Consider the following 23,217-nt stretch of genomic DNA (forward strand, 5'->3'; position numbering starts at 1 on the left):
TTTTATAATACAGTTTGTTATGCCTGCTCTATCGGTTCTAGTTTTAATTTTGCGGCAATTAAAACGGCTTGAGTACGATTGTATACGCCGAGTTTTCTAAATATGGCTGTAATGTGTGCTTTTACTGTCGCTTCTGATATGTGTAGCTCATAAGCAATTTGCTTGTTAAGTAAACCTTCATGCAGATATTGCAGCACTCGGTATTGCTGGGGTGTTAATGAGGCAACTTGCGCTGCTATTTCTCGGTCTTCACCTTCTATTTCAGCTACTTTGTTTTTTAACTCTTTTGGTAGCCATGTATCGCCTTCAAGTATTTGGTTAATTGCGCTGGCAATATCATCAGACGATGACGATTTAGGAATAAAACCCATCGCGCCGTAACCCATTACTTTTGAAACTATATTAGCGTCTTCACTACCTGAAACTACTGCAATAGGTAAGCTTGGGTATTCTTCTCTAATACGAATAAGACCATATAAATCACCATTACCTGGCATGTGAAGGTCTAGCAGTAATATATCAAGATCCTCTTGCTCGCTTAACACTTGCAACGTGCTGTCAAAATCGGATGATTCAAAAACCTCTAAACCTTCAAATTTTGCGCTCAATGCGCCCTTTAGTGCTTCACGAAATAACGGATGGTCGTCCGCTATTAAAAACTGACTCATGGTTCACTCCTAATAAATTCGGCTGCCAGTTAGGTATAAAACCCTCACTGACAGCCGATATACTACGTTTAGAATCAACTTGTAATCAAGTTTTTAACGCACATTTAACGATTTAATCTGTTCTCGATTAGTTCATCGACTACAGAAGGATCGGCAAGTGTTGATGTATCACCTAGTTGTTGGTGCTCATTTGCAGCGATTTTACGTAAAATACGACGCATAATCTTGCCTGAACGCGTTTTTGGTAAACCCGGAGACCATTGAATCATATCTGGTGATGCTATTGGGCTAAGCTCTTTACGAACCCAGTTCCGTACCTCTTTGGTTAACTCATCGCTTACTGTTATACCTTCGTTAGGCGTAATATAAACATAAATACCCTGGCCTTTAATATCATGCGGGTAACCTACAACGGCTGCTTCTGCAACCGCTGGGTGCGCAACTAACGCACTTTCAATTTCGGCAGTACCAAGGCGATGGCCTGACACGTTAAGTACATCATCTACACGACCTGTGATCCAGTAATAACCATCTTCATCACGACGACAACCATCACCTGTAAAATACACACCTGGGTAGGCACTAAAGTAAGTTTGCTCAAAACGTTCATGGTCGTTATAAACCGTTCTCGCTTGTGATGGCCAGCTATCTAAAATAACTAAGTTACCATCTACAGCACCTTCAAGTGTATTACCTTCTGCATCAAATAATGCAGGCGCAATACCAAAAAATGGATGTGTTGCAGAACCTGGTTTTGTATCAGTAGCACCTGGTAATGGCGTGATCATAATGCCACCGGTTTCTGTTTGCCACCACGTATCAACAATCGGACAATTAGATTTACCAATACTCTCGTAATACCAAGTCCACGCTTCAGGATTAATTGGCTCACCAACCGAGCCTAAAATACGTAAACTATCACGGTTTGATGAAGCAATTGGCTCATCACCTTTCGCCATTAATGCACGAATTGCTGTAGGCGCAGTATATAAAATAGTTACACCGTGTTTATCAACAATTTCACCCATGCGCCCCGCTGTTGGATATGTAGGTACACCTTCAAATAAAACTTGCGTACAACCGTTTACCAGTGGTCCGTATGCAATGTAGCTGTGGCCTGTGATCCAACCTACATCGGCACTACACCAATACACATCGTCTTCTTTTAAATCAAATACGTACTCGTGTGTCATTGATGAGTAAACTAAGTAACCACCTGTGGTATGCACAACACCTTTTGGCTGTCCGGTCGATCCTGACGTATATAAAATAAAGAGCGGATCTTCAGCATTCATTGGCTCTGGCTCGCACTGCGCTGGTAAATCAGCAACTAGGTCATGCCACCAAATATCATGTTCATTCCAATCAACTTCGCCGCCTGTTAATTGATGTACTATAACGTGTTCAATTGAAGTCACAGTATCTTGTGCAACAGCTTCATCAACGTTTGCTTTTAGTGGTACACAATTACCCGCTCTGCGCCCTTCATCTGACGTAATAACAACTTTAGCACCCGAATCTCTAATACGATCGGCAATCGCTGAAGGTGAAAAGCCACCAAATACAACAGAATGAATAGCACCAATACGTGCACAGGCTTGCATTGCATACACAGCCTGTGGCGTCATAGGCATATAAATCGCTACGCGATCACCTTTTTGCACACCTAACTTTTTTAAGCCATTAGCAAACTTAGCAACTTCATCATGCAGCTGCTGATAAGTAATATTCTCGCTTTGAGATGGACTATCACCTTCCCAAATAAGCGCAACCTTATCGGCTTTGGTTTTTAGATGGCGGTCAATACAATTGTACGAAGCATTTAAATAGCCATCTTCATACCATTTAATATTTATGTGACCTTTGTCGAATGATGTGTTTTTAACTTTAGTGTAAGGAGTAGACCAATCGAGGCGTTTGCCATGCTCACCCCAAAAACCTTCAGGGTCATCAATAGATTGCTTATAAAGCGTATTATATTTATTTTTATCTACAAGAGTCGCATCTTTAATATGCGCCGGAACTGGATAGATACTTTGTGACATCTTCGTCTCCATTAAATTACTTGCCTTAGGCTCTTATCAAGGATTACTCAGCAGTGCTTTATTAAGTATTAGACCTTAGTTGTATTCCTCACCAATTTGCTCATTTGTAGTTTATAATCCTTCTGCTTTCAATTTTTTTACATAAATAATACAACGCGTTAAATGTAAGTGAATACAAACTTATCTACTCTAAAACCTTAGTCTTATAGACCAATAGGTAATTGAGTAAATATTGCGCATATTCAACAGTGTTCGGTACTGTAATAAACGTATTTACTGTAGTACTTAATAAAAGCTTTATTTAACGAATGAAAACAATATGTATATTGAAAAGCTAAATTAACACCCTTTTTATTCGTAAGTAATACTCGTAGCAAGTAATACAACCTTACATGAAAAAAAAAGTAACAAACAACAAGTAGCCTATAAAGGACGCCACAATGAAATTTACCCCATTAAAAACATTGGCAGCAAGCGCTGTACTATGTGCACTATCAAGTACTGCATACGCGGCAACTGCTGCAAAAATTGGTGATACCGAATTTACTTACGGTGGATACATTAAACTCGACTCTATGTGGAGTGATTATTCAGCGGGTGCGCCTGCAGGCTCAAACGTAGGCCGCGACTTTTACGTACCAAGTACGCTAACAGTTGGCAACGATGATGATTCTGACGCAGTATTTGATATGCATGCACGCGAGTCACGCTTTAACTTTGGTACTTCAACGTTAATGGATAACGGCAAGACCGTAAAAACTAAAATTGAAATTGACTTTTTAGCCTCTGCAACTGGCGGTAATGAGCGAGTTTCAAACTCTTACGCACCACGTATTCGCCACGCGTTTGTTACTTACGATGGTTGGTTATTTGGTCAAACGTGGTCTAACTTCCAAAATGTAGGCGCACTTGCTGAAACACTTGATTTTGTAGGGCCAGCAGAGGGCACTGTATTTGTACGTCAATCGCAAATTAAATATACCACTGGCGCATGGTCTTTCTCATTAGAAAACCCAGAAAGTACAATTTCTACGACTAGCGGTATGGTAGTTACTGATGATGCATCATTACCCGATTTTACAGCTCGTTATACGCACAAAGCAGATTGGGGTAATGTTGTTGTTGCCGCACTTGCACGTCAACTTACGTACAAGGTAGGCGGTGTTGATGCCGATGAAACATCGTTTGGTGTAAGTGCTTCAGGTAAAATAAACCTTGGTGAAGACAACCTTAAATTTATGCTTACGCAAGGTAAAGGCTTAGGCCGTTACGTAGGCTTAAACGTTGCTCACGGCGCAGTACTTAATGGCGATGAACTAGATGCGATTGACTCAACTTCTGGTTTTGTTGCTTACCAGCACAAATGGACAAGCAAATGGCGCTCAACGTTCTTATACTCATTCTTTAGCGCTGATAACAACACTGATTTATTAGCTATTTCTGGCGATCCGACAGAATCAAGCCAAAGCTACAGCGCAAATATTCTATACTCACCCGTTAAACGTTTAACGTTTGGTGCTGAACTAAAGCATGCTGAACGTGAAACCGAAAATGGCGTAGATGGCGATTTAGATCGCTTACAGTTCTCTGTTAAATACTCTTTTTAATAACTAAAAAGCTAACTACTTTAAATAAGCGGCCTAGGCCGCTTTTTTTATAATTCAATTTAAGTTAAAAAAACAACCATATTTTTATAAGCCGTATCGTTTATCCTAATCATAATATTATTTACAAACTAAGTAATTCTCCCTAAAACAGCGTTAACGCGTTTACAAATGATAATAGTTTTTGTTTGAGTTTGTTGATTCTAAATAGTAGAATGTCCCAATTATTTAAATAAACTCAAATAATATTAAATATTAATTAAGGGAAAACATGAAACTCAATCGCACTTTTGCACTTTCTTCATTAGTTTTAGCCATGGGCTTTTCAGCTCAAGCACAAGAAACATCAACCAAAAATACAGTTGAAAATAACAATGAACAAATGGAAGAAATATTAATAGTTGGTGTACGTCAAGACCGAGTTAGCCAAGGTGCTACTGGTTTAACTATGGAACTTAACGAAACACCACAATCTATTAGTGTAATAGGCGCAGAGCAACTTCAAAACTTTGCAGCAAACAGTATTAATGACGCAATGAAAATGGCAACGGGTATTACTGTAGAACAAGGTGAAACTAACCGTACACGATATACATCACGTGGTTTTGATATTAAAAGCACACAAGTTGATGGAGTTGGACTGCCTAATAACTGGGGCCTTGTTACAGGTGCTATGGAAAGTTATGGTTATGAAAAAATAGAAGTTATTCGTGGTGCTAATGGACAATTAACAGGCGTTGGTAATGCTGCGGGTACAATTAACTATGTTCGAAAGCGTCCGACAAATGAGAATGAAGGTGAAGTAAGCATTTCTGTAGGTACTTATGGTTTAAAGCGCTTACAAGCTGATTATTCATTTTTATTAACAGATTCTGGTAGCTGGGCTGCACGTGTTGTTGGTGCTGCAGAAGGCTCTGATTCATACCTTGATGGTTTAGAAAACGATCGTACTTACTTCTCTGCTGTAGTTGATGGACAACTTACTGGTAATTCAACACTTTCATTTGGTGCTTCACATCAAGATGCCAATACAGATGGAACCATGTGGGGAGGATTACCACTTTCATATGCCGATGGTACACAAGCAGAGTGGGATGTAGGTACTAGTACTACTCAAGAGTGGACTAAATGGGATACGCTTAATACCACAGCTTTTATTGAATATACTTATGTATTCGATAATAACTGGGAAATCAAAACAACTTATAATTACCAAGACTCAGAAGATCAAAGTAAATTACTTTATCTTTATGACGCTAGTGGAATGTTTGATAGTGAAACTAATTTAGGTTTAGCCAGTCTTCCTGGACGATATGATACAGAATTTTCAGCTGATTTATTTGATATAACAGCTAAAGGTGAGTACAGCTTGTTTGGTCAAGAGCATGAGTTAATGCTTGGTGGAAGTATTTCACAAAGTACATCTTACTCTTTTACTAACTCTTACAATGCAGCAACAACTGAAGCTTATGGTTTAGCGCCTGCTTTTCCATACGCATTAGATGCGATTGCTGAACCTATTTGGGGCGAACAAACTAAATATGCAGATATTGATGTTACGTTAAAGCGTTTTTTTGGTTCTACTAAATTAAACCTAACAAGTGACTTATTTGTTATTGCGGGCTTTAACGCTATCGATTATGAGCGCACAGGTTTTAGTCAAGGCGTTGACATAGATAATGATGAAAGTGAAGTAAGCCCTTACCTTGCAACAACGTATGCAATTAATGACGATGTTAACTTATATGTAAGCTACTCCGACATTTATCAACCACAAGAGCAATACGATTACGACGGTAACTTTTTAGATCCAAGTAAAGGCGTTAATTACGAAGTTGGAGTGAAAACTCAATGGCTTGATGATCGCCTACTTGCAACCTTTGCAGTATTTAGTGCCAAACAAGATAATATTGCAACTTATGCAGGACTAAATGCCTCTGGATTTACTTACTATAAAGGAGCCGATCAAGATTCGCAGGGCTTTGAATTAGAATTAACCGGACATATAACTGATAATCTTAACGCTGTATTTGCTTATACATACCTAGATATTAATGATGACGCAGGCGATAGCTCTCACGAATGGGAACCTGAAAATGTTGTTAATTTTTCATTGGATTATACGCTCCCCCAACTACCTGAGTTTCAGTTTGGTTTAGCGGGTAAATGGCAATCGAAAACGGCAAATATAGCCAGTAATGTTAAGCAGGATTCTTATTTACTTATGAATGCATTTGCTCGATGGGATGCTAGCGAAGACTTATCAATTCAAGCTAACATTGATAACATCACAGATGAAAAACATATTACTAGCTTAGCCAATGTTGGTTTTTATGGCTCTCCTATTAGCGGTAAAGTTAGCTTAACTTATCGCTTTTAAAGTTCCATTTTAATTAGGGCGCATTCTTAACTCTTCTCCCGATTAAAATGTATAGCGTATGATTGCTTTGCTCTTCTTATACCAATCTGCTTATATATGGGGTCTATTTAACGTTAAGGAAATTACGCTAGAACTAGGCAAAAATTTTTGTATCTAGTTGTTCTAAATAAAAAATTTTTAACGACGTTATAGTGCTATTTAATTCGTTAAATTGATCAAAGATTTATGCAGGTTGGTATTAGTATAGTAATTACTATTGCAGTGCCTGCTCATGCGCTATGTAATCGTATATTTTTATAGGTTAAATTAAAAAACGACACACTTTTAGTGTGTCGTTTTTATTTTATCCGCTTTAAGTTTTGAACAACAAAAAAGCGCTAACCAATGCTGGTTAGCGCTCTTTAAAGCTCGGGTCAAATCAAGCTTAATAACTCATTTTGATGTAGTTTAAAGGTCTGCTTCGTCGCCTAACTTATCTTCACCGTCTTCTGGTTCAATAGTTGCTTTTAGTAAAAGCATTTCGCGTAATTTACCTTCAATCTCATCTGCAATTTCTGGGTTTTCTTTCAAAAACTTAATTGAGTTAGATTTACCTTGGCCAACTTTGTTACCACAGTAGCTATACCAAGCACCTGCTTTTTCAACAATTTTGTGCTTAACACCTAAGTCAATTAGCTCACCTTGCTTAGAAATACCTTCACCATACATGATGATAAATTCAGCTTGTTTAAACGGCGGTGCTACTTTGTTTTTAACAATTTTTACGCGGGTTTCATTACCAACAACTTCATCGCCTTCTTTTACAGAACCAATACGACGAATATCTATACGTACCGATGCGTAAAACTTAAGTGCGTTACCACCCGTTGTTGTTTCTGGGTTACCAAACATAACACCAATTTTCATACGGATTTGGTTAATGAAAATACATAAGGTGTTAGAGCGTTTAATATTACCTGTAAGCTTACGTAATGCTTGTGACATTAAACGTGCTTGTAAGCCCATGTGCGAGTCGCCCATGTCGCCTTCAATTTCAGCTTTTGGTGTAAGTGCAGCAACCGAGTCAATAATAACTACGTCTACAGCACTTGAGCGTACTAACATGTCACAAATTTCTAGCGCTTGCTCACCGGTATCTGGTTGAGAAACAAAAAGTTCGTCAATGTTTACGCCTAATTTTTGTGCGTACACTGGATCAAGAGCATGCTCAGCATCGATAAAGGCACATGTTTTGCCTTCTTTTTGTGCAGCAGCGATAACTTGTAAAGTAAGCGTTGTTTTACCAGATGACTCCGGACCATACACTTCAACAATACGTCCCATAGGTAGGCCACCTATGCCTAAAGCAATATCAATACCTAATGAGCCTGTAGATACAGATTCAATGTTTAACGCTTTGTTATCACCCAATTTCATAATTGAGCCTTTACCAAATTGACGTTCAATTTGTGATAGTGCTGCGTCTAACGCTTTTTGTTTGTTATCGTTCATTTTGTTCTCCAATCCAGCTAATGCGAACAAGTATACTGTATGAAATCACAGTATCAAGCTAATTTTTTCATTTTATCTCATCTATTACACTTTTCAATGCAAATACAATAGCTTGCAACCTAACTTGAGCTCTATCACCAGTAAATACTTGTTTAAAGGTCAGTACTTTGTCATTAATTTGTATGCCAAACCACACAAGTCCCACAGGTTTGCCATCAGTTGCACCTCCGGGGCCCGCAATGCCAGATACAGCTATAGATATATTTGCATTTGTTGCCTTAGTAGCACCGATTGCCATTTCACGTACAGTTTGCTCGCTCACTGCGCCATATTGCGCTAATGTGCCTGCACTCACATTTAGTAAATCTTGCTTTGCTTGATTGCTGTAAGTGACAAATGCACGGTCAATATAAGCCGAGCTTCCAGGGGTATCGGTAAGCGCATAACTCACTCCGCCACCAGTACATGATTCAGCACTAGTGATCCATAAGCATTTATCCGTTAAAATAGCGCCTAATTGCGCAGCAAGTGTTTTAATCTCTTGATGTAATTCCATATTCAGCCTTTGGGTAAATACATGTCGTTTGATCTTTATGCACCACACACTATAAAACAACAAACCCCTATGATGCAGCAGTATCTAAAAATAAAATCAGAGCATCGCGATATTTTATTGTTTTATCGTATGGGCGATTTTTACGAACTTTTTTTTGATGACGCAAAACGCGCCGCTCAATTACTCGATATTTCGCAAACACATCGCGGTAAAGCCGGCGGCGATCCTATCTCAATGGCGGGCGTGCCTTATCATGCCGTAGAAAACTACTTAGCACGCCTAGTTCAAATGGGTGAATCAGTCGCTATTTGCGAACAAGTTGGGGATCCCGCAACCAGTAAAGGCCCTGTCGATCGAAAAGTTGTTCGTATAGTTACACCCGGTACAATTTCTGACGAAGCGCTTTTACAAGAACGACAAGACAACTTACTTACTAGCGTTTGGCAAAGTAAAAAAGGCCTATATGGCATTGCATACCTTGATATTAACTCGGGTCGCTTTAACATTGTTGAAGTAAATACCGACGAAGCCTTTAGCTCAACTATTCAACGCCTATCGCCAGCAGAACTTTTGTATAGCGAAAGCTTTGAAAACGTTCATTTAATTGAGCATATAAAAGGCGCTCGTCGTCGCCCAGAGTGGGAATTCGACTTAGATACGGCTCAGCACTTATTATGCGATCAATTTGGTACTAAAGATTTAGTGGGATTTGGTGTAGATAAAGCCCACAGCGCACTTGTTGCTGCAGGTTGTTTAATGCAATACGTAAAAGATACACAACGTATTGCACTGCCGCATATTCGTGCAATTACGCTTGAGCATAACGAACACGCTGTTATTTTAGATGCCGCAACGCGTAAAAATTTAGAGCTTACTGTTAATTTATCAGGCGGATTTGAAAACACCCTTGCTCAAGTACTTGATAAAACAGCAACACCTATGGGTTCTCGCTTACTTAAGCGCCGTATTCATACTCCGGTGCGTAACAAAGATGAGCTAAATTCTCGTTTAAATGCAATTAGCGCTATTTTAGATGCACAGCTTTGCGGTGAATTACATGAGTCATTAAAAGAGATTGGTGATGTAGAGCGTGTTATTGCGCGCTTAGCTTTATGTACTGCTCGCCCGCGCGATTTAACTCGCCTTCGCAGTGCATTACAGTCACTTGCACCACTGCATACCTTATTAGGTGATGCTAACGATCCTCGTATAGCGGGTATTATCAAGCACTCGCCTGAGCTCCCTGATTTACAAGAATTATTAGAACGTGCAGTGATAGAAAATCCACCTGTACTTATTCGTGACGGTGGCGTTATTGCCCCTGGTTACAACAGTGAACTTGATGAATGGCGTAACTTAAGTAAAGGTGCAACCGATGTACTTGATCAACTAGAGTTGCGTGAACGCGAACGTACAGGTATTAGCACGCTTAAAATTGGTTATAACCGCGTACATGGCTTTTTTATTGAAGTAAGCCGCGCCAATGCTCACTTAGTGCCAGCCGACTACATTCGTCGTCAAACACTTAAAAATAACGAACGCTATATTATTCCTGAGCTTAAAGAGCACGAAGATAAAGTACTTGGTAGCCAATCAAAAGCCTTAGCGCTTGAAAAGCAACTATATGAGGAGCTGTTCAGGTTTATCGCTCCACATATTGAACAGCTGCAAATAATGGCGGCAGCATTAGCTGATTTAGATGTATTAAATAATTTAGCTGAGCGTGCATTTGCACTCAATTATGCAAAACCAGAATTGTGCGATAACGACAATATAAGCATTAAGCAAGGTCGCCACCCTGTTGTTGAACAAGTAATGAAAGAACCGTTTATTGCCAACCCTGTAGAGTTAAACAGCCAACGTAAAATGCTAATTATTACCGGTCCAAACATGGGCGGTAAATCGACCTATATGCGCCAAACAGCACTTATTGTTCTCATGGCGCATATAGGTAGTTACGTGCCCGCAGACAGCGCTAAAATTGGTAATATTGATAGAATATTTACACGTATTGGTGCAAGCGACGATTTAGCATCAGGTCGCTCAACCTTCATGGTAGAAATGACCGAAACAGCCACTATTTTGAATAATGCGACAGCGCAGTCTTTAGTATTAATGGATGAAATTGGTCGTGGTACAAGTACCTACGATGGTTTATCGCTTGCGTATGCTACAGCCGATCATTTAGCATCAAAAATATCTGCAAAAACATTGTTTGCTACACATTATTTTGAGCTTACAGAGCTTGCTGAGCAAACAACGGGCCTTGTAAACGTGCATCTTGATGCAATAGAGCATAACGATACTATCGCCTTTATGCATACAGTGCTTGATGGCGCTGCAAGTAAAAGCTTTGGCTTACAAGTAGCTGCCCTTGCGGGAGTTCCAAAAGCTGTTATTGCACAAGCAAAACAAAAACTTAAGTTACTTGAAAATCATCAAAGCGTTACTGCACCAAATACAGAGCAACAAGCATTTACTTTCAATAACGAAGTTACACAAAGTGCCTCTTCTGAAGTAGAAGAGCAGTTAAGTGCTATTGACCCTGATAACTTATCGCCACGCCAAGCGCACGATTTATTATATAAACTAAAAGCATTGTTGTAATTTATATCATCTAATTTACAAGCATAAAAAAAGCCGAAGAATAAATTCTTCGGCTTTTAACACACATAGTCTTTTAAATTATTTAAGCTGTTACGAAAACTGATTAAACAAGCTATCTGTACTTAAACCTTCTTGTTGCAAAATGTCTTTTAGACGACGTAATGCTTCTACCTGAATTTGTCTTACACGTTCACGTGTTAAGCCTATTTCGCGGCCTACATCTTCAAGTGTAGATGGCTCATAGCCAAGCAATCCAAATCGACGTGCTAACACTTCGCGCTGTTTAGGATTCAATTCACCTAACCAATCTACAATATGCTTATTAATATCATTGTTTTGTACTTCGCCTTCAGGGCCAGCACTTTTTTCATCAGGAATGATATCAAGTAAAACACTGTCGTTTTCACCACCAATAGGCATATCAACCGATGCTATTCTTTCGTTTAAACGTAGCATTTTAGTCACGTCTTCAACGGGTTTGTCTAGGCAAGCTGCAATTTCGTCAGCTGTTGGCTCATGATCAAGCTTTTGAGTTAATTCTCGAGCTGTACGTAAATAAACATTAAGTTCTTTAACTACGTGAATAGGTAAGCGAATGGTGCGAGTTTGATTCATAATGGCACGTTCAATTGTTTGACGTATCCACCATGTAGCGTAAGTCGAAAATCTAAAGCCGCGCTCAGGGTCAAATTTTTCAACTGCGCGGATTAAACCTAAGTTCCCTTCTTCAATTAAATCGAGTAAAGCCAGGCCGCGGTTGTTGTAACGGCGTGCTATTTTAACAACTAAACGTAGGTTACTTTCAATCATACGTTTGCGTGAGGCTTCACAACCTCGAAGTGATTTACGAGAAAAAAATACTTCTTCTTCTGCACTAAGCAAAGGAGAAAAACCAATTTCGCCTAAATAAAGTTGGGTTGCATCAAGGTTTTTAGTGACTTCCTCTTTTGCAAATATTTCATCGTCTTCTACTTTATCAAGTAGAGTAGTGCTTCCATCTGTGGCGGTGTCATCAAAATTTTCGTCAGTCGTGTTATTTTTGTCAAGTTTTGCTGCGCTAGCCATAAGCCTTCTCCCGAGCAATTATCAATACCTAAAAATTAGGGTAGGTATTTAGCAGGATTGACAGCTTGCCCTCGGTAGCGAATTTCAAAACGAAGCGCGGTGACCGGAGATTCTGAATTACCAATTTCTGCTATTTTTTGTCCTGCCTTAACCTTCTGCTTTTCTTTAACAAGTAATTTCGAGTTATGTGCGTAAGCACTTAGATAATCATCATTATGTTTCAATATGATTAAACTACCGTACCCTCGAAGAGCGCTACCCGCGTACACCACCGTTCCTTGTGCCGCGGCTAAGACTGAAGCCCCTTTGCGATTAGTAATCTGTAAACCTTTATAACCGTTTTCCTTATTAGAAAAGCGTTTGGTAATTTTGCCCTTTGCAGGCCAAGACCACTTAACTTTACTGCTCGACAAACGTTTAGTATTACTAACTTTGTTACTGGCTTGTTTCTGAACATACTCTCGTTGTTTTGGGGGATCAAGCTCTTTCTTTAATATTATGTTATTTTTTTGTATTTTTTTTGTAGACTTTTTACTCGAATTCGTATATTTTTCATCCCTTTTAATTTTTTTAGGCTTAGGGATTAAAGAGATATTTTGCCCAGGAAAAATAGTGTAAGGTGATGGAATTGAATTGTTTTTTGCTAGTAACCTAAAATCCTGCCCGGCACTAAAAGCGATAGAATAAAGCGTATCTCCTCTTTGCACTTTATAGCTACTTCCATTAATGTTAATAGTATGACCTAAATCATTAACATTATTATTTAGGCTGCTAACAGGCGCAGGAATATGGCGAGAAGAACAACCAAAGAGAAAAATACTAATAAATATAGTCACATACAGTAAAAACTGTTTATTCATTGTATTTTCCTCCCAAATTAGACAATTGATATTTTTAACGCTTAACGCAATAAAAAGTACGCTAATGCAATTAATACCACTAATCCCCAACCAAGTATTTCAATATACTGACGTAATTTTGCTTCCATTTTAGCCCCGCCCCACTTCATTAAAGCTGAAACTAAAAAGAAACGTGCACCGCGCCCAATAGCTGATGCGAGTAAAAATGGCAAAAATGCCATTTGCAAAACACCTGCGCCAATTGTAAATACTTTATACGGTATCGGCGAAAAACCAGCTAAAAACACAACCCAAACACCGTAATCTTTAAACCAATTTAATGCGATATCAAACTTTTCTTGCCAGTGCATTTGTGCAATTAATGGCTCAACAACAGGTTCGAATAACCAAAAACCGAGTAAGTAGCCAATTATGCCACCAAAAACCGACGCTATTGTGGCAAAGCTTGCAAAGCGCCATGCTTTTTTAGGTTGCGCAAGCGACATAGGTGCAAGCATTACATCGGGTGGTATTGGAAAAAAAACTGACTCTGCAAAGCTCATTGCAGCTAAATAACGTTCCGCATTACGGTGCTTTGCCCACACTAGGGCCATATCGTATAACTTGGTAAACAACTTCAAAATGAATTCCTATTCAATATCGCCAGGTACTAGCGGCACAAATCTAACGGGAGCAATAACATGCTCTTTATAATTATCGCCTTTGCGGATAACCATTATTAATTTTTGATCACTCTCACCAATTGGGGCTAATAACACGCCGCCATCGGCTAACTGATCAAGTAAGTCTTGCGGTACTTTAGAAGCCGCAGCAGTCACTATAATACCATCAAACGGCGCTTGTGATTGCCAGCCTTGCCAACCATCGCCATGCTTCATGGTTACATTATATAAATCGAGTTGCTGCAACCTGCGTTTTGCCTGCCACTGAAGTGTTTTAATACGTTCTACCGAGTAAACCTTAGTAAACGTTTTAGCTAATATTGCAGTTTGATAGCCAGAGCCAGTGCCAATCTCCAATACTTTATCGCGTACACCAGCTAAGCGGAGCAACTCAGTCATACGCGCTACTATATAAGGCTGAGAAATAGTTTGCCCTTGCCCAATAGGTAACGCTGTATTTTCATAGGCTTTGTGTTTTAGCACATCATCTATAAAAATATGGCGAGGAATGTCAGCTATAGCACTGAGTACTTGTGTATCTTCAACGCCTTCACGCTTTAGTAAGTCAGATAACGCTTTTGCACTGCGATTATAGTTAGCGAGCACGATTAATCTCCAAATCGGCTAACCAGTCTCCTACGGCTTTTAAGCTATCTTTTGCTGTCATATCAACACTCAATGGCGTCACCGATGCATAGCCATTGTTAATAGCGTGAAAGTCGGTCCCCTCACCTGCATCGTTTTCTATGCCCAGCGATCCATACCAATAAATATCTCGACCCCAAGGATCGGTTTGTTTGGTCATGGTTTCGGCTTTATGGCGAGCGCCTAGGCGTGTTACTTGCACCCCTTTTAATTCACTTAATGGAATATCTGGCACATTAATATTTATTATTTGATCTTTTGGCAGCGGGTGCGAAGCCAAGCCTTTAATAATATTTACGGTAACTGCGGCGGCTGTTTCAAAATGCTCGCCCTTATGTGAGCAAAGCGATACTGCAATTGCAGGTAAGCCTAAATGGCGACCTTCAGTTGCAGCTGCAACAGTGCCAGAATAAAGCGTGTCGTCGCCTAAATTGGCACCATGGTTAATGCCTGCAACAACAAGATCTGGTTTTTCATCAGCTAACTGGTTTACACCTAAATGTACACAATCAGTAGGCGTGCCATTAACCGACATAAAACCATTTTCAAGCGTTGTAGCTCGCAGCGGGTTCATTAACGTTAAAGAATTACTTGCGCCACTACAGTTGCGATCAGGTGCAACAAGGGTTACATCTGCAATTTGTATAAGCGCCTGATATAAAACTGCAATGCCTTTAGCATTTACGCCATCATCGTTACTTAACAGTATCTTCATTTATACCATTATCCTTTTCTTTGCGCTCTCGTGGACTTGCATCTGTGTAATCCACCAGCTCGCGTAATAATGCGGTTGCAAAACACCCTTTAGGCAAACCAAAACTCAGTTTTAAACTGGTTTCATCTATGGTCTCAACCGTTAAGTTTTGCGGAATTAAACGCAGCATTCTGCGCTCATTTTTAAGGCCTAGCTCACCTAAGCCATCGCACCATGCTTGATATGGTTCGAGCCATACTTTCTCTTGCTCGGTTAAGCCTTTTTCACTTTTACCTACCATAGGTGCCGACATCATAATATCGCCAGTGGCTAATCGTTCTATGTTTTCATCGTTAATTGCGTCTTCAAAAAATGCGTTACTGCCACTAAGCATAAATACTTCACGGTGCATTGTTTTAGCTAAACCATGTTCTTTTACACGTAGGCTTACTAACTGATTAAACACATGTGAGCGCGCCGCTGAAATAATAATACCGCGCAGTTTTTTATCGCGAATACGCTCACCGGCAAACATTTTTTCAGCCATTACTAAATTATGCCCGCCATGACCAAAGCGTTGTTCGCCAAAATAATTAGGCACACCTGCGCGCACAGCGTTAATACGGCATAAAATATCAAGGGGCTTGGTTACATTACGCAGCGTAATAGTAAATTTATTACCTTTGTGGCAACCCGTACGTAATTTACGGTCGTGGCGCTGTTGCGAAACAATAAAAATACTCTCGCTATTTAAATCGCTAAAATCGATAGGCTTTTTAATCGGTACTTTTACACTAAACCACTGCGAGCACACTCCATGGCGATCTTTCATGCCGGCGTAACTTACGTCTCGCGGTGACACACCCGCACGTTGTGCAATTAGCTTTGCAACGTATTGCGTATTTTCGCCTTTTTTAACCACCTGTAAACACACGTGTTCGCCACTGCCGGTAAATTCTATACCTAGGTCTTCATCAACCATAAAGTCTTCAGCAGTGGTTTTAAAATCAGCTTTAGAAAGCGGTGCACCGTATAAATAATTTAAATCGCTCATGCGTTTTTTGTACTCGCTAGCTCTTTACTCATAATTACCACAGCATGGCTCGAGATACCCTCTTTACGACCTTCAAAGCCTAGCTTTTCGGTGGTGGTGGCTTTAACGTTAATTTGGCAAAGGTCACAATTTAAATCGCTGGCTAAATTAGCGCGCATAGCTTGAATGTGTGGCAGCATTTTAGGCGCTTGTGCAACAATAGTTACATCGCCATTACCAAGTACATAACCTTGTTCTTTAGCTAAGCCAACTACATGGCGAAGTAAAATACGGCTGTCGATATTTTCATACTCGCTTGCCGTATCAGGAAAGTGCTTACCAATATCACCCATTGCAAGGGAGCCTAAAATAGCATCGCATAATGCATGAATAGCCACATCGCCATCTGAGTGCGCTAAAAAGCCCTGTGGGTAATCAATTTTTTCACCACAAATAGTTAACGGGCCTTCGCCGCCAAATTTATGTACGTCAAAACCATGGCCAATTCGTATCATAATGCACTCTCGTTTTGTTGTTTATGTAGTAAAAACCCAGCCAAATCTAAATCCTCTGGCGTGGTTATTTTAATATTATCGCTGCGACCTGTTACAAGCTTTACCGGTTTACCCGCCCATTCAATTGCACTTGCTTCATCGGTAATAGTTACTCCACTCGCTAATGCGTTTTGAAGTGCACTTTTAAGCTCTTCATATTTAAAAAACTGTGGGGTAAGTGCTTGCCATAAGTCATCGCGAGGTACAGTTTGTTCGCTGTACTCGTGTCCGCGTTTTATGGTGTCTTTTACTTTACTCGCTAAAATACCGCCTTCATCAGCGCGTATACATTCATCAATTAAACGCTCTATATCACTAATATTAACTAATGGGCGCGCAGCATCATGTACTAATACCCACGTAGGCGGGTTAGGTGCTAAAAAAAGTAAGCTATTGAGTACTGAATCTGCTCGCTCTTTTCCACCACTGGCTCGCACAATGCGCTTATCAAGCAGTGGGAGTTCGTCAAAATAGGGGTCGCTGTCGCTAAGGGCAACAACAATAGAGCTTAATTGGGGTAATTGAGAAAGTTTAGCTAAGGTATGCTCTAAAATAGTTTTACCCGCTAATTGTATGTATTGCTTAGGCGCATTGTGCTGCATCCTACTGCCAACACCCGCAGCAGGTACAATTGCTGCAATAGTCTGTTTATTTGTCATATTGTTTGCCCGGTAAAACACGAATAAATGTTTCGTCCGGTTTAATCATTCCCAATTCGTTGCGTGCACGCTCTTCAATGCCTTCTTGGCCAAGCTTTAAATCTTCAATATCTGCTTTAAGTACTTTATTACGTTTAATGAGCTTTTCGTTGGTTTGTTGATGCGATGCTACAGCACCTTTTAGCCGTGTGTAGTCTTGTAAACCATTATGACCAAACCATAATCTGTATTGTACAAACAGTGCTAAGCACAGTAAGCCAACTTGAAAAATACGCATTTAACACTCCTTATTTTAAATTCCAAATACCTTAACTTTAATACGCTAAGGGGCGCTTTAAATTGCGCCAATTAATACTACCCGCTAAAAGCATTTCGCGTAGCGATAAAACCCGTGGCATACAACGCTTCGAAAATTGCCACTGATGCCCGCAACATGCAGCAGTTAAGCTCACTTTACTTGGCTTTATTAACTGAGCATTTTGCTGCTCTAGCCCATTACCTAAAAAATCAAACCAACCAAGCTCGTTGCAATGCAGCTTATTTTCGCCTAACTGATCAATGCTATCTATTCTAAGGCGCACCTGATCGTAACCATGCAATATAACGGGCACTATAAGCCCCACTTTGGCATACGTTTGATAAAAAAGTTCATTAGCGTGAACATTCACATCGGGTGGAGTCGGTTTTTGCTTTTCAAGCCACGTCCCGTTTTGCGCATCAAGTGTAAAAGGCGTGTCACCATTGGCAACCAACGTTGCAGCTCGCTCAATATAATAAGGTAGGCTTTTTAACTGGCGGCGCAGTTTATCGGCATTAGGCTCTGCAACTAAACGCTTAACCTCTCGCTGATAAAACGCATTGCACAATTGTGCATACAACACTTTTTGTGCATCAGTTTGCCAAATTTCAACTTGCTGCTGAGCACCAAGTGACTGATTTTTAGCGACCAATAGCTGTACTCAAAAATACTCAGGTAAATGTTTTATAACACAGTATTGAATATTTTTTAAGCGCAGCGCACTATTTAAGCGCTTGGCTTTTCACCTAATTTTGCTTTACCTGATTCTAAAAATTGCACAACCGTATTACGCTTTTTACCAATCAGCAAACTGCCATCGGCTAAAAACATAAAGTTTTGCCAATTGCGTTTAAATACATCAAATGTTGTTTCGATAATATTATCGCGCGCCATACAAAAATAAACCGTGGTATTAGCTTCCCAATCTAAAAAAGTTAAGATTGCTTCTGGTGGTTGCGCATCGCCATTTTCCCACGCATCTTGCCAATCTACTTCTTGGCTAAAACTTTTTTCTTGTCCGCACCAATCGGTGTCTTCAAAAAAATCTGGGTGATCAAACTCACGGCTCACCATGGTTGTCCAAAGTACGGCTGCGCGCTCGTCGCCCATAGGCTTTATTTTTGCTGCGTCTTCATCAGATACAGGTAAATCTTTGTGGCGAAAAACCCACGCCTTTTTGTAATCATCTAAAGAAATATAGTTCATAGTGTTGGCAAATTAGTTAACATTAAAAGTGCAAAGCCAAATTATACAAGAGATCAAAACATGACTACAGCAATAAAACCACTTTCCCTCAAACCAGGTATGTACCAACACTACAAAGGGCCGCAATACAAAGTTATTCACGTTGCCACCCATAGCGAAACCGAGGAACAACTTGTGATTTACCAAGCACTCTATGGTGAATTTGGAATCTGGGCACGTCCACTTAGTATGTTTTTAGAAACCGTTGAAAAAGACGGTAAAACAATACCGCGTTTTGCTTATATTGGACCTGCTGCTTAACTATGGCATTATAACAAAATAACCTACTCCTCAGACCAGACAAGGGTACACCGTGCAATTTAATTCTACTGACAATTACATCGCAAGCAGCTCGCTAAAACAGGCCGTAAATGCGGCCATTATGCTCGAAAAACCACTTTTAATTAAAGGCGAACCCGGTACGGGTAAAACCATGCTGGCTGAGGAGTTGGCTAAAAGCTTAGATACCACACTTATTCAGTGGCATATAAAATCGACTACTAAAGCCCAGCAAGGCTTGTACGAGTACGATGCGGTTTCGCGCCTGCGCGACAGTCAATTAGGTGACGAGCGTGTACACAATATTGGTAACTACATTGTTAAAGGTAAGCTTTGGCAAGCATTTACTCATGCAGAACTACACGGTAAACGCCCTGTATTACTCATTGATGAAATAGATAAAGCCGATATAGAATTTCCAAACGACTTACTACTTGAGCTCGATAAAATGGAGTTTCATGTTTATGAAACTAACGAGCGCATTGTCGCCAAAGAGCGCCCTATTGTGATCATCACATCAAATAACGAAAAAGAGTTACCGGACGCATTTTTACGCCGCTGTTTTTTTCACTATATTGATTTTCCTAGCAGCGATGAAATGCAGCAGATTATTGACGTGCACTACCCTAACGTAAAACAAGATTTAGTACGCCAAGCACTCGAAGTATTTTTTAACCTGCGCGACGCAAATGGTCTTAAAAAGAAGCCATCCACCAGCGAATTACTCGACTGGTTAAAACTTTTAATGGCTGAAGACATTGACGCTAAAACACTGCACGACAAAGCTAAAAAAGGCGGTTTAATGCCGATGTTTGGCGCATTACTTAAAAATGAGCAAGACATCAGCCTAATCGAAAAACTCGCATTTATGAGCCGCTAGGGCCTGTTGACCTTTCAGGATTAAATTTTTTCTAACTAGGGGCGATTTAATCGTGGCGCGAGGTTTGTAACCTAGTGGGCTAAGTAAAAGCCGAGCAACAAAGAGTTAATCGTCCCTAGGACGAACCTTCGGGCAGCGCGTGTTTGGTATTTATGCTGTGTTATCGCCTATTTATGGGGAATAACCACACTACATAGGCTCTGCCTTACCTAAATACTAAACACACTACTGCAAATTTAACCTCGAAAGATAAACAGGCCCTTATATGTTGATTGCATTTTTTTTCAAATTACGTAAATACCGCTTACCAGTCAGTTTGCGCGAGTTACTCGACTTAATTAACGCCTTAAAAAAGGGCGTTATATTTGCCGACGTAGACGCCTTTTACCATTTAGCACGCACCATAATGGTAAAAGACGAAACGCATTTTGATCGATTCGACAAAGCCTTTAGCGACTATTTTAGTGGTATTGCTGACCTCGATTTACTCGAGAGCTTAAAGCAGCAACATAACTTACCAGAAGATTGGCTACGTAAAGAGTTTGAAAAAAACCTAAGCGATGAAGAAAAAGCCCAACTTAAAGCTATGGGCGGACTCGACGAGCTTATGAAAACCCTAAAAGAGCGTTTAGAAGAGCAACAAAAACGCCACGCTGGCGGCAATAAATGGGTGGGCACTGGCGGCACATCACCTTTTGGTGCATACGGCTATAACCCAGAAGGTGTGCGTATAGGGCAAGAAGGCAACCGTAACCGCCAAGCAGTAAAAGTGTGGGATAAACGAGAATACAAAAACCTCGACACCGACAGAGAAATTAGTTCGCGCACAGTAAAACTCGCCCTTAAAAAGTTACGAAAGTTTGCCCGCACTGGCGCAAGCGACACGCTAGATTTAAACGAGACTATTCGCGCTACCGCAAAACAAGGCGGTATGCTTGACGTAAAAATGGCGCCCGAGCGCCACAATGCGGTAAAAGTACTCATGCTGTTTGATATTGGCGGCTCAATGGATGACTACATTCATACCTGCGAAGAATTATTTAGCGCCGCCCAGGGCGAGTTTAAACACTTAGAGTTTTACTACTTTCATAACTGCTTGTACGAAAATGTTTGGCAAGATAACGCGCGCCGCCATTCAAACGTAATAGACACCATGACGCTGATTAATAAATTTACCAGCGACTACAAAGTCATATTTGTCGGCGATGCCACCATGGGACCATACGAAATAGCCTACCCCGGCGGCTCAGTAGAGCACTATAACGAAGAGCCCGGCAGTGCCTGGTTATCAAGAATCACCAACCACTTTGATAAAGTCGCCTGGCTCAACCCACAACCCGTTGAACACTGGCCGTACTATCAATCAATTGGTTTTATAAAAGAGTTAATGAACAATCGCATGTATGCGCTGAGCTTAGATGGGATAAGTAGAGCGATAAAAGAGCTGAGTTAAAGGAATAATATGAAAAAAAGTATTTATTTAAATGAATGGTTTGTTTGTACCCTTCTTATATTTATTGGATTCATCGTAGGTATTTCAACTAATTCAATAATAGATATACTACTAAGTAAACTTAAACAAGATAGCCTTGCTAACTGGATAACTTCCACCAGCACTTTCTTAATCATGATTGGTACAGTTGCTCTAGCTTATCTAGCCTGGAATGCCAGAAACTCTTGGCTTACACAAAAGTCTATTGAAATGAAATTAGAACTCCTAGGTAATATAGTTAATTACTTCGTTAATATAAGTGAGTATGTTAGTCAGAGTAATGAATTTGGAAAGCAGCGCGAAAACTTAAAAGAACTAATCTCTAGACTCAGGCTAAATAGTGGATCAAATGACGATGCATTAAAGAGAGATATTGAGGTGCAACAAAGCTTTTTGGATAAAATACATAGTGATATGGAGCAAATAGTAATAAACATTGAAAGTTCTAAAAAAGGAATTTTCATTAGTTTAGCTAAACTACCTTCAGACAAATACCAATCAAATTCAATTGTCTCAAAGATGATATACCTGAAAGCAAGTCATGCCCACTCAGATTTTTCAAGTTTTTATTATGAAATTAATAATTACTATGAGCAACTACAGGAGTTACTTTTCCCCGGTGAAAAAAGGTTAGCTCTTCCTGCATGGGAAGAGGCTCTTTCATCTGAAGAATAGTCTTACTATTTTTCAGATGCACGCCAGAACAAGTTATTAGGTTACATCTCTCTTCTGATCCAAAAAAATAAGCGAAAATTGTCTAAATGCTTCATTCATTTTGATAAGGCTTAAAACCCTACAGCTCAGCAATATGATTCAATGTCTCAGGATGTCGTTGCACAAGCTTTAGCAAAGTTATCGCTTGCCCATTCGGTGCGCTGCGTCCTTGTTCCCAGTTTTCGAGCGTTCTTGATGATGTATGCAGAATGTTTGCAAATACACCGCGCGACATATTAAATGTTTCTCGAATATTTACTATTTCATCAGGTGAGATAGCAAGGTCGTTGATATCCTTTACTGCATGAGTACGTAACGTAAGCTTTCCTTGTGAATGCGCTTTAGCATCAACAAGTGCTGTAGTTAATTCTGAAAATAAATCACGTTTGCTCATTGCGCCACACCTCTAAGAATTCTTTTAATTGTTTTTTCTGATCTGCTGTTAAATCGGTTACTTCGTTTTTACTGTAGATAGTGAGTAGATAAAAACGTCTTTTGTCGTCCAAGTAATAATATATAACTCTTGAACCACCACGCTTACCCTTTCCTTTGCTCGCAACTCGTATTTTACGTAAGCCGCCTGTTCCTTGAATAACATCGCCCTGTTTTGGGTTAACCATTAGATCTGCTTGAAATAAACGATACTCGTCATCACTCAAGTACAACTCTCGGTACTTTTCGAATATGTTTGATTCAACAAATAGGCTTTTCATACATTAAAGTATACGCAGTTAGCGTATAAATTCAATTGAAGATTTTAAACGAGTAGCGGCAGGTATCTCTTGC

Annotated in this window: 24 protein-coding genes; 7 read left to right on the top strand and 17 right to left on the bottom strand. The window is 39.9% G+C overall.

Features of this window, described 5'->3' with window-relative positions:
* Window positions 1–17 precede the first annotated feature (17 nt).
* Window positions 18–668 (bottom strand): response regulator transcription factor, encoded by a 651-nt coding sequence (locus PX700_RS11345; RefSeq protein ID WP_007584799.1) that lies wholly within the window; start codon window positions 666–668, stop codon window positions 18–20.
* A 104-nt stretch (window positions 669–772) separates the two neighbouring features.
* Window positions 773–2,713, bottom strand: a complete 1,941-nt coding sequence (acs, locus tag PX700_RS11350) for an acetate--CoA ligase (RefSeq protein WP_479520766.1) — start codon at window positions 2,711–2,713, stop codon at window positions 773–775.
* 440 nt (window positions 2,714–3,153) lie between these two features.
* Here acs and PX700_RS11355 point away from each other — a divergent pair, with 440 nt between their 5' ends.
* Both PX700_RS11355 and PX700_RS11360 read left to right on the top strand, forming a co-directional pair.
* Window positions 3,154–4,320, top strand: a complete 1,167-nt coding sequence (locus PX700_RS11355) for a DcaP family trimeric outer membrane transporter (protein WP_415638766.1) — start codon at window positions 3,154–3,156, stop codon at window positions 4,318–4,320.
* 268 nt (window positions 4,321–4,588) lie between these two features.
* Entirely contained in the window at window positions 4,589–6,697 is a 2,109-nt protein-coding gene (locus tag PX700_RS11360; protein WP_415638767.1) for a TonB-dependent siderophore receptor, read from the top strand.
* A gap of 447 nt (window positions 6,698–7,144) precedes the next feature.
* Here PX700_RS11360 and recA read toward each other — a convergent pair whose 3' ends face one another.
* Window positions 7,145–8,188 (bottom strand): recombinase RecA, encoded by a 1,044-nt coding sequence (gene recA, locus PX700_RS11365; protein WP_415638768.1) that lies wholly within the window; start codon window positions 8,186–8,188, stop codon window positions 7,145–7,147.
* Window positions 8,189–8,255: 67 nt separating this feature from the next.
* Window positions 8,256–8,744, bottom strand: coding sequence for a CinA family protein (locus PX700_RS11370; protein ID WP_415638769.1), 489 nt, complete (start codon window positions 8,742–8,744; stop codon window positions 8,256–8,258).
* A 21-nt stretch (window positions 8,745–8,765) separates the two neighbouring features.
* Here PX700_RS11370 and mutS point away from each other — a divergent pair, with 21 nt between their 5' ends.
* Entirely contained in the window at window positions 8,766–11,351 is a 2,586-nt protein-coding gene (gene mutS / locus PX700_RS11375; RefSeq protein WP_479520767.1) for a DNA mismatch repair protein MutS, read from the top strand.
* 90 nt (window positions 11,352–11,441) lie between these two features.
* On the opposite strand, the gene rpoS is transcribed toward mutS, so the two are convergent.
* The 11 genes from rpoS to PX700_RS11430 form a co-directional block, all read right to left on the bottom strand.
* Complete coding sequence (gene rpoS / locus PX700_RS11380) at window positions 11,442–12,416, bottom strand: RNA polymerase sigma factor RpoS (RefSeq protein WP_415636847.1); 975 nt, start codon at window positions 12,414–12,416, stop codon at window positions 11,442–11,444.
* A gap of 35 nt (window positions 12,417–12,451) precedes the next feature.
* Window positions 12,452–13,276 (bottom strand): peptidoglycan DD-metalloendopeptidase family protein, encoded by an 825-nt coding sequence (locus PX700_RS11385; RefSeq protein ID WP_479520768.1) that lies wholly within the window; start codon window positions 13,274–13,276, stop codon window positions 12,452–12,454.
* 41 nt (window positions 13,277–13,317) lie between these two features.
* The gene (locus tag PX700_RS11390; RefSeq protein WP_415636845.1) at window positions 13,318–13,896 is read right to left on the bottom strand and encodes a YqaA family protein; all 579 of its coding nucleotides are present in this window, start codon (window positions 13,894–13,896) and stop codon (window positions 13,318–13,320) included.
* Between the two features lie 9 nt (window positions 13,897–13,905).
* Window positions 13,906–14,544 (bottom strand): protein-L-isoaspartate(D-aspartate) O-methyltransferase, encoded by a 639-nt coding sequence (locus tag PX700_RS11395; RefSeq protein ID WP_479520769.1) that lies wholly within the window; start codon window positions 14,542–14,544, stop codon window positions 13,906–13,908.
* Window positions 14,534–15,298, bottom strand: a complete 765-nt coding sequence (surE, locus tag PX700_RS11400; RefSeq protein WP_415636844.1) for a 5'/3'-nucleotidase SurE — start codon at window positions 15,296–15,298, stop codon at window positions 14,534–14,536. The genes PX700_RS11395 and surE overlap by 11 nt, the downstream gene beginning before the upstream one ends.
* Entirely contained in the window at window positions 15,279–16,331 is a 1,053-nt protein-coding gene (truD, locus tag PX700_RS11405; protein WP_165728449.1) for a tRNA pseudouridine(13) synthase TruD, read from the bottom strand. The genes surE and truD overlap by 20 nt, the downstream gene beginning before the upstream one ends.
* Complete coding sequence (ispF, locus tag PX700_RS11410) at window positions 16,328–16,825, bottom strand: 2-C-methyl-D-erythritol 2,4-cyclodiphosphate synthase (RefSeq protein ID WP_007376069.1); 498 nt, start codon at window positions 16,823–16,825, stop codon at window positions 16,328–16,330. Before ispF ends, truD begins: the two co-directional genes overlap by 4 nt.
* Window positions 16,822–17,523 carry a 2-C-methyl-D-erythritol 4-phosphate cytidylyltransferase gene (ispD, locus tag PX700_RS11415; protein WP_415636843.1) on the bottom strand — a complete coding sequence of 234 codons (702 nt, stop codon included), beginning with the start codon at window positions 17,521–17,523 and terminating at the stop codon, window positions 16,822–16,824. Before ispD ends, ispF begins: the two co-directional genes overlap by 4 nt.
* Entirely contained in the window at window positions 17,513–17,800 is a 288-nt protein-coding gene (gene ftsB, locus PX700_RS11420; protein WP_165728446.1) for a cell division protein FtsB, read from the bottom strand. Before ftsB ends, ispD begins: the two co-directional genes overlap by 11 nt.
* Window positions 17,801–17,837: 37 nt before the next feature.
* Complete coding sequence (locus tag PX700_RS11425; RefSeq protein ID WP_415636842.1) at window positions 17,838–18,473, bottom strand: hypothetical protein; 636 nt, start codon at window positions 18,471–18,473, stop codon at window positions 17,838–17,840.
* A gap of 74 nt (window positions 18,474–18,547) precedes the next feature.
* A complete protein-coding gene (locus PX700_RS11430; RefSeq protein ID WP_165740820.1) occupies window positions 18,548–19,027 on the bottom strand; it encodes a DUF2947 domain-containing protein in 480 nt (159 codons plus the stop codon).
* Between the two features lie 60 nt (window positions 19,028–19,087).
* Between PX700_RS11430 and PX700_RS11435 the strand changes: the two genes are divergently transcribed.
* From PX700_RS11435 to PX700_RS11450, 4 genes are all read left to right on the top strand, one after another.
* Entirely contained in the window at window positions 19,088–19,327 is a 240-nt protein-coding gene (locus PX700_RS11435) for a DUF1653 domain-containing protein (RefSeq protein WP_415636841.1), read from the top strand.
* 52 nt (window positions 19,328–19,379) lie between these two features.
* Window positions 19,380–20,225: an AAA family ATPase gene (locus PX700_RS11440; protein WP_197119068.1), complete on the top strand. Its 846-nt coding sequence runs from the start codon at window positions 19,380–19,382 to the stop codon at window positions 20,223–20,225.
* Between the two features lie 265 nt (window positions 20,226–20,490).
* A complete protein-coding gene (locus PX700_RS11445) occupies window positions 20,491–21,678 on the top strand; it encodes a vWA domain-containing protein (protein WP_415636840.1) in 1,188 nt (395 codons plus the stop codon).
* 9 nt (window positions 21,679–21,687) lie between these two features.
* Window positions 21,688–22,392, top strand: coding sequence for a hypothetical protein (locus PX700_RS11450; RefSeq protein WP_415636839.1), 705 nt, complete (start codon window positions 21,688–21,690; stop codon window positions 22,390–22,392).
* A gap of 118 nt (window positions 22,393–22,510) precedes the next feature.
* Here PX700_RS11450 and PX700_RS11455 read toward each other — a convergent pair whose 3' ends face one another.
* Together PX700_RS11455 and PX700_RS11460 are read right to left on the bottom strand one after the other, a co-directional pair.
* Window positions 22,511–22,825 carry a helix-turn-helix domain-containing protein gene (locus PX700_RS11455; RefSeq protein ID WP_415636838.1) on the bottom strand — a complete coding sequence of 105 codons (315 nt, stop codon included), beginning with the start codon at window positions 22,823–22,825 and terminating at the stop codon, window positions 22,511–22,513.
* Window positions 22,812–23,144, bottom strand: a complete 333-nt coding sequence (locus PX700_RS11460; RefSeq protein ID WP_039486712.1) for a type II toxin-antitoxin system RelE/ParE family toxin — start codon at window positions 23,142–23,144, stop codon at window positions 22,812–22,814. The genes PX700_RS11455 and PX700_RS11460 overlap by 14 nt, the downstream gene beginning before the upstream one ends.
* Window positions 23,145–23,217: the final 73 nt, after the last annotated feature.

This window comes from Pseudoalteromonas sp. TP27 (assembly GCF_056470645.1).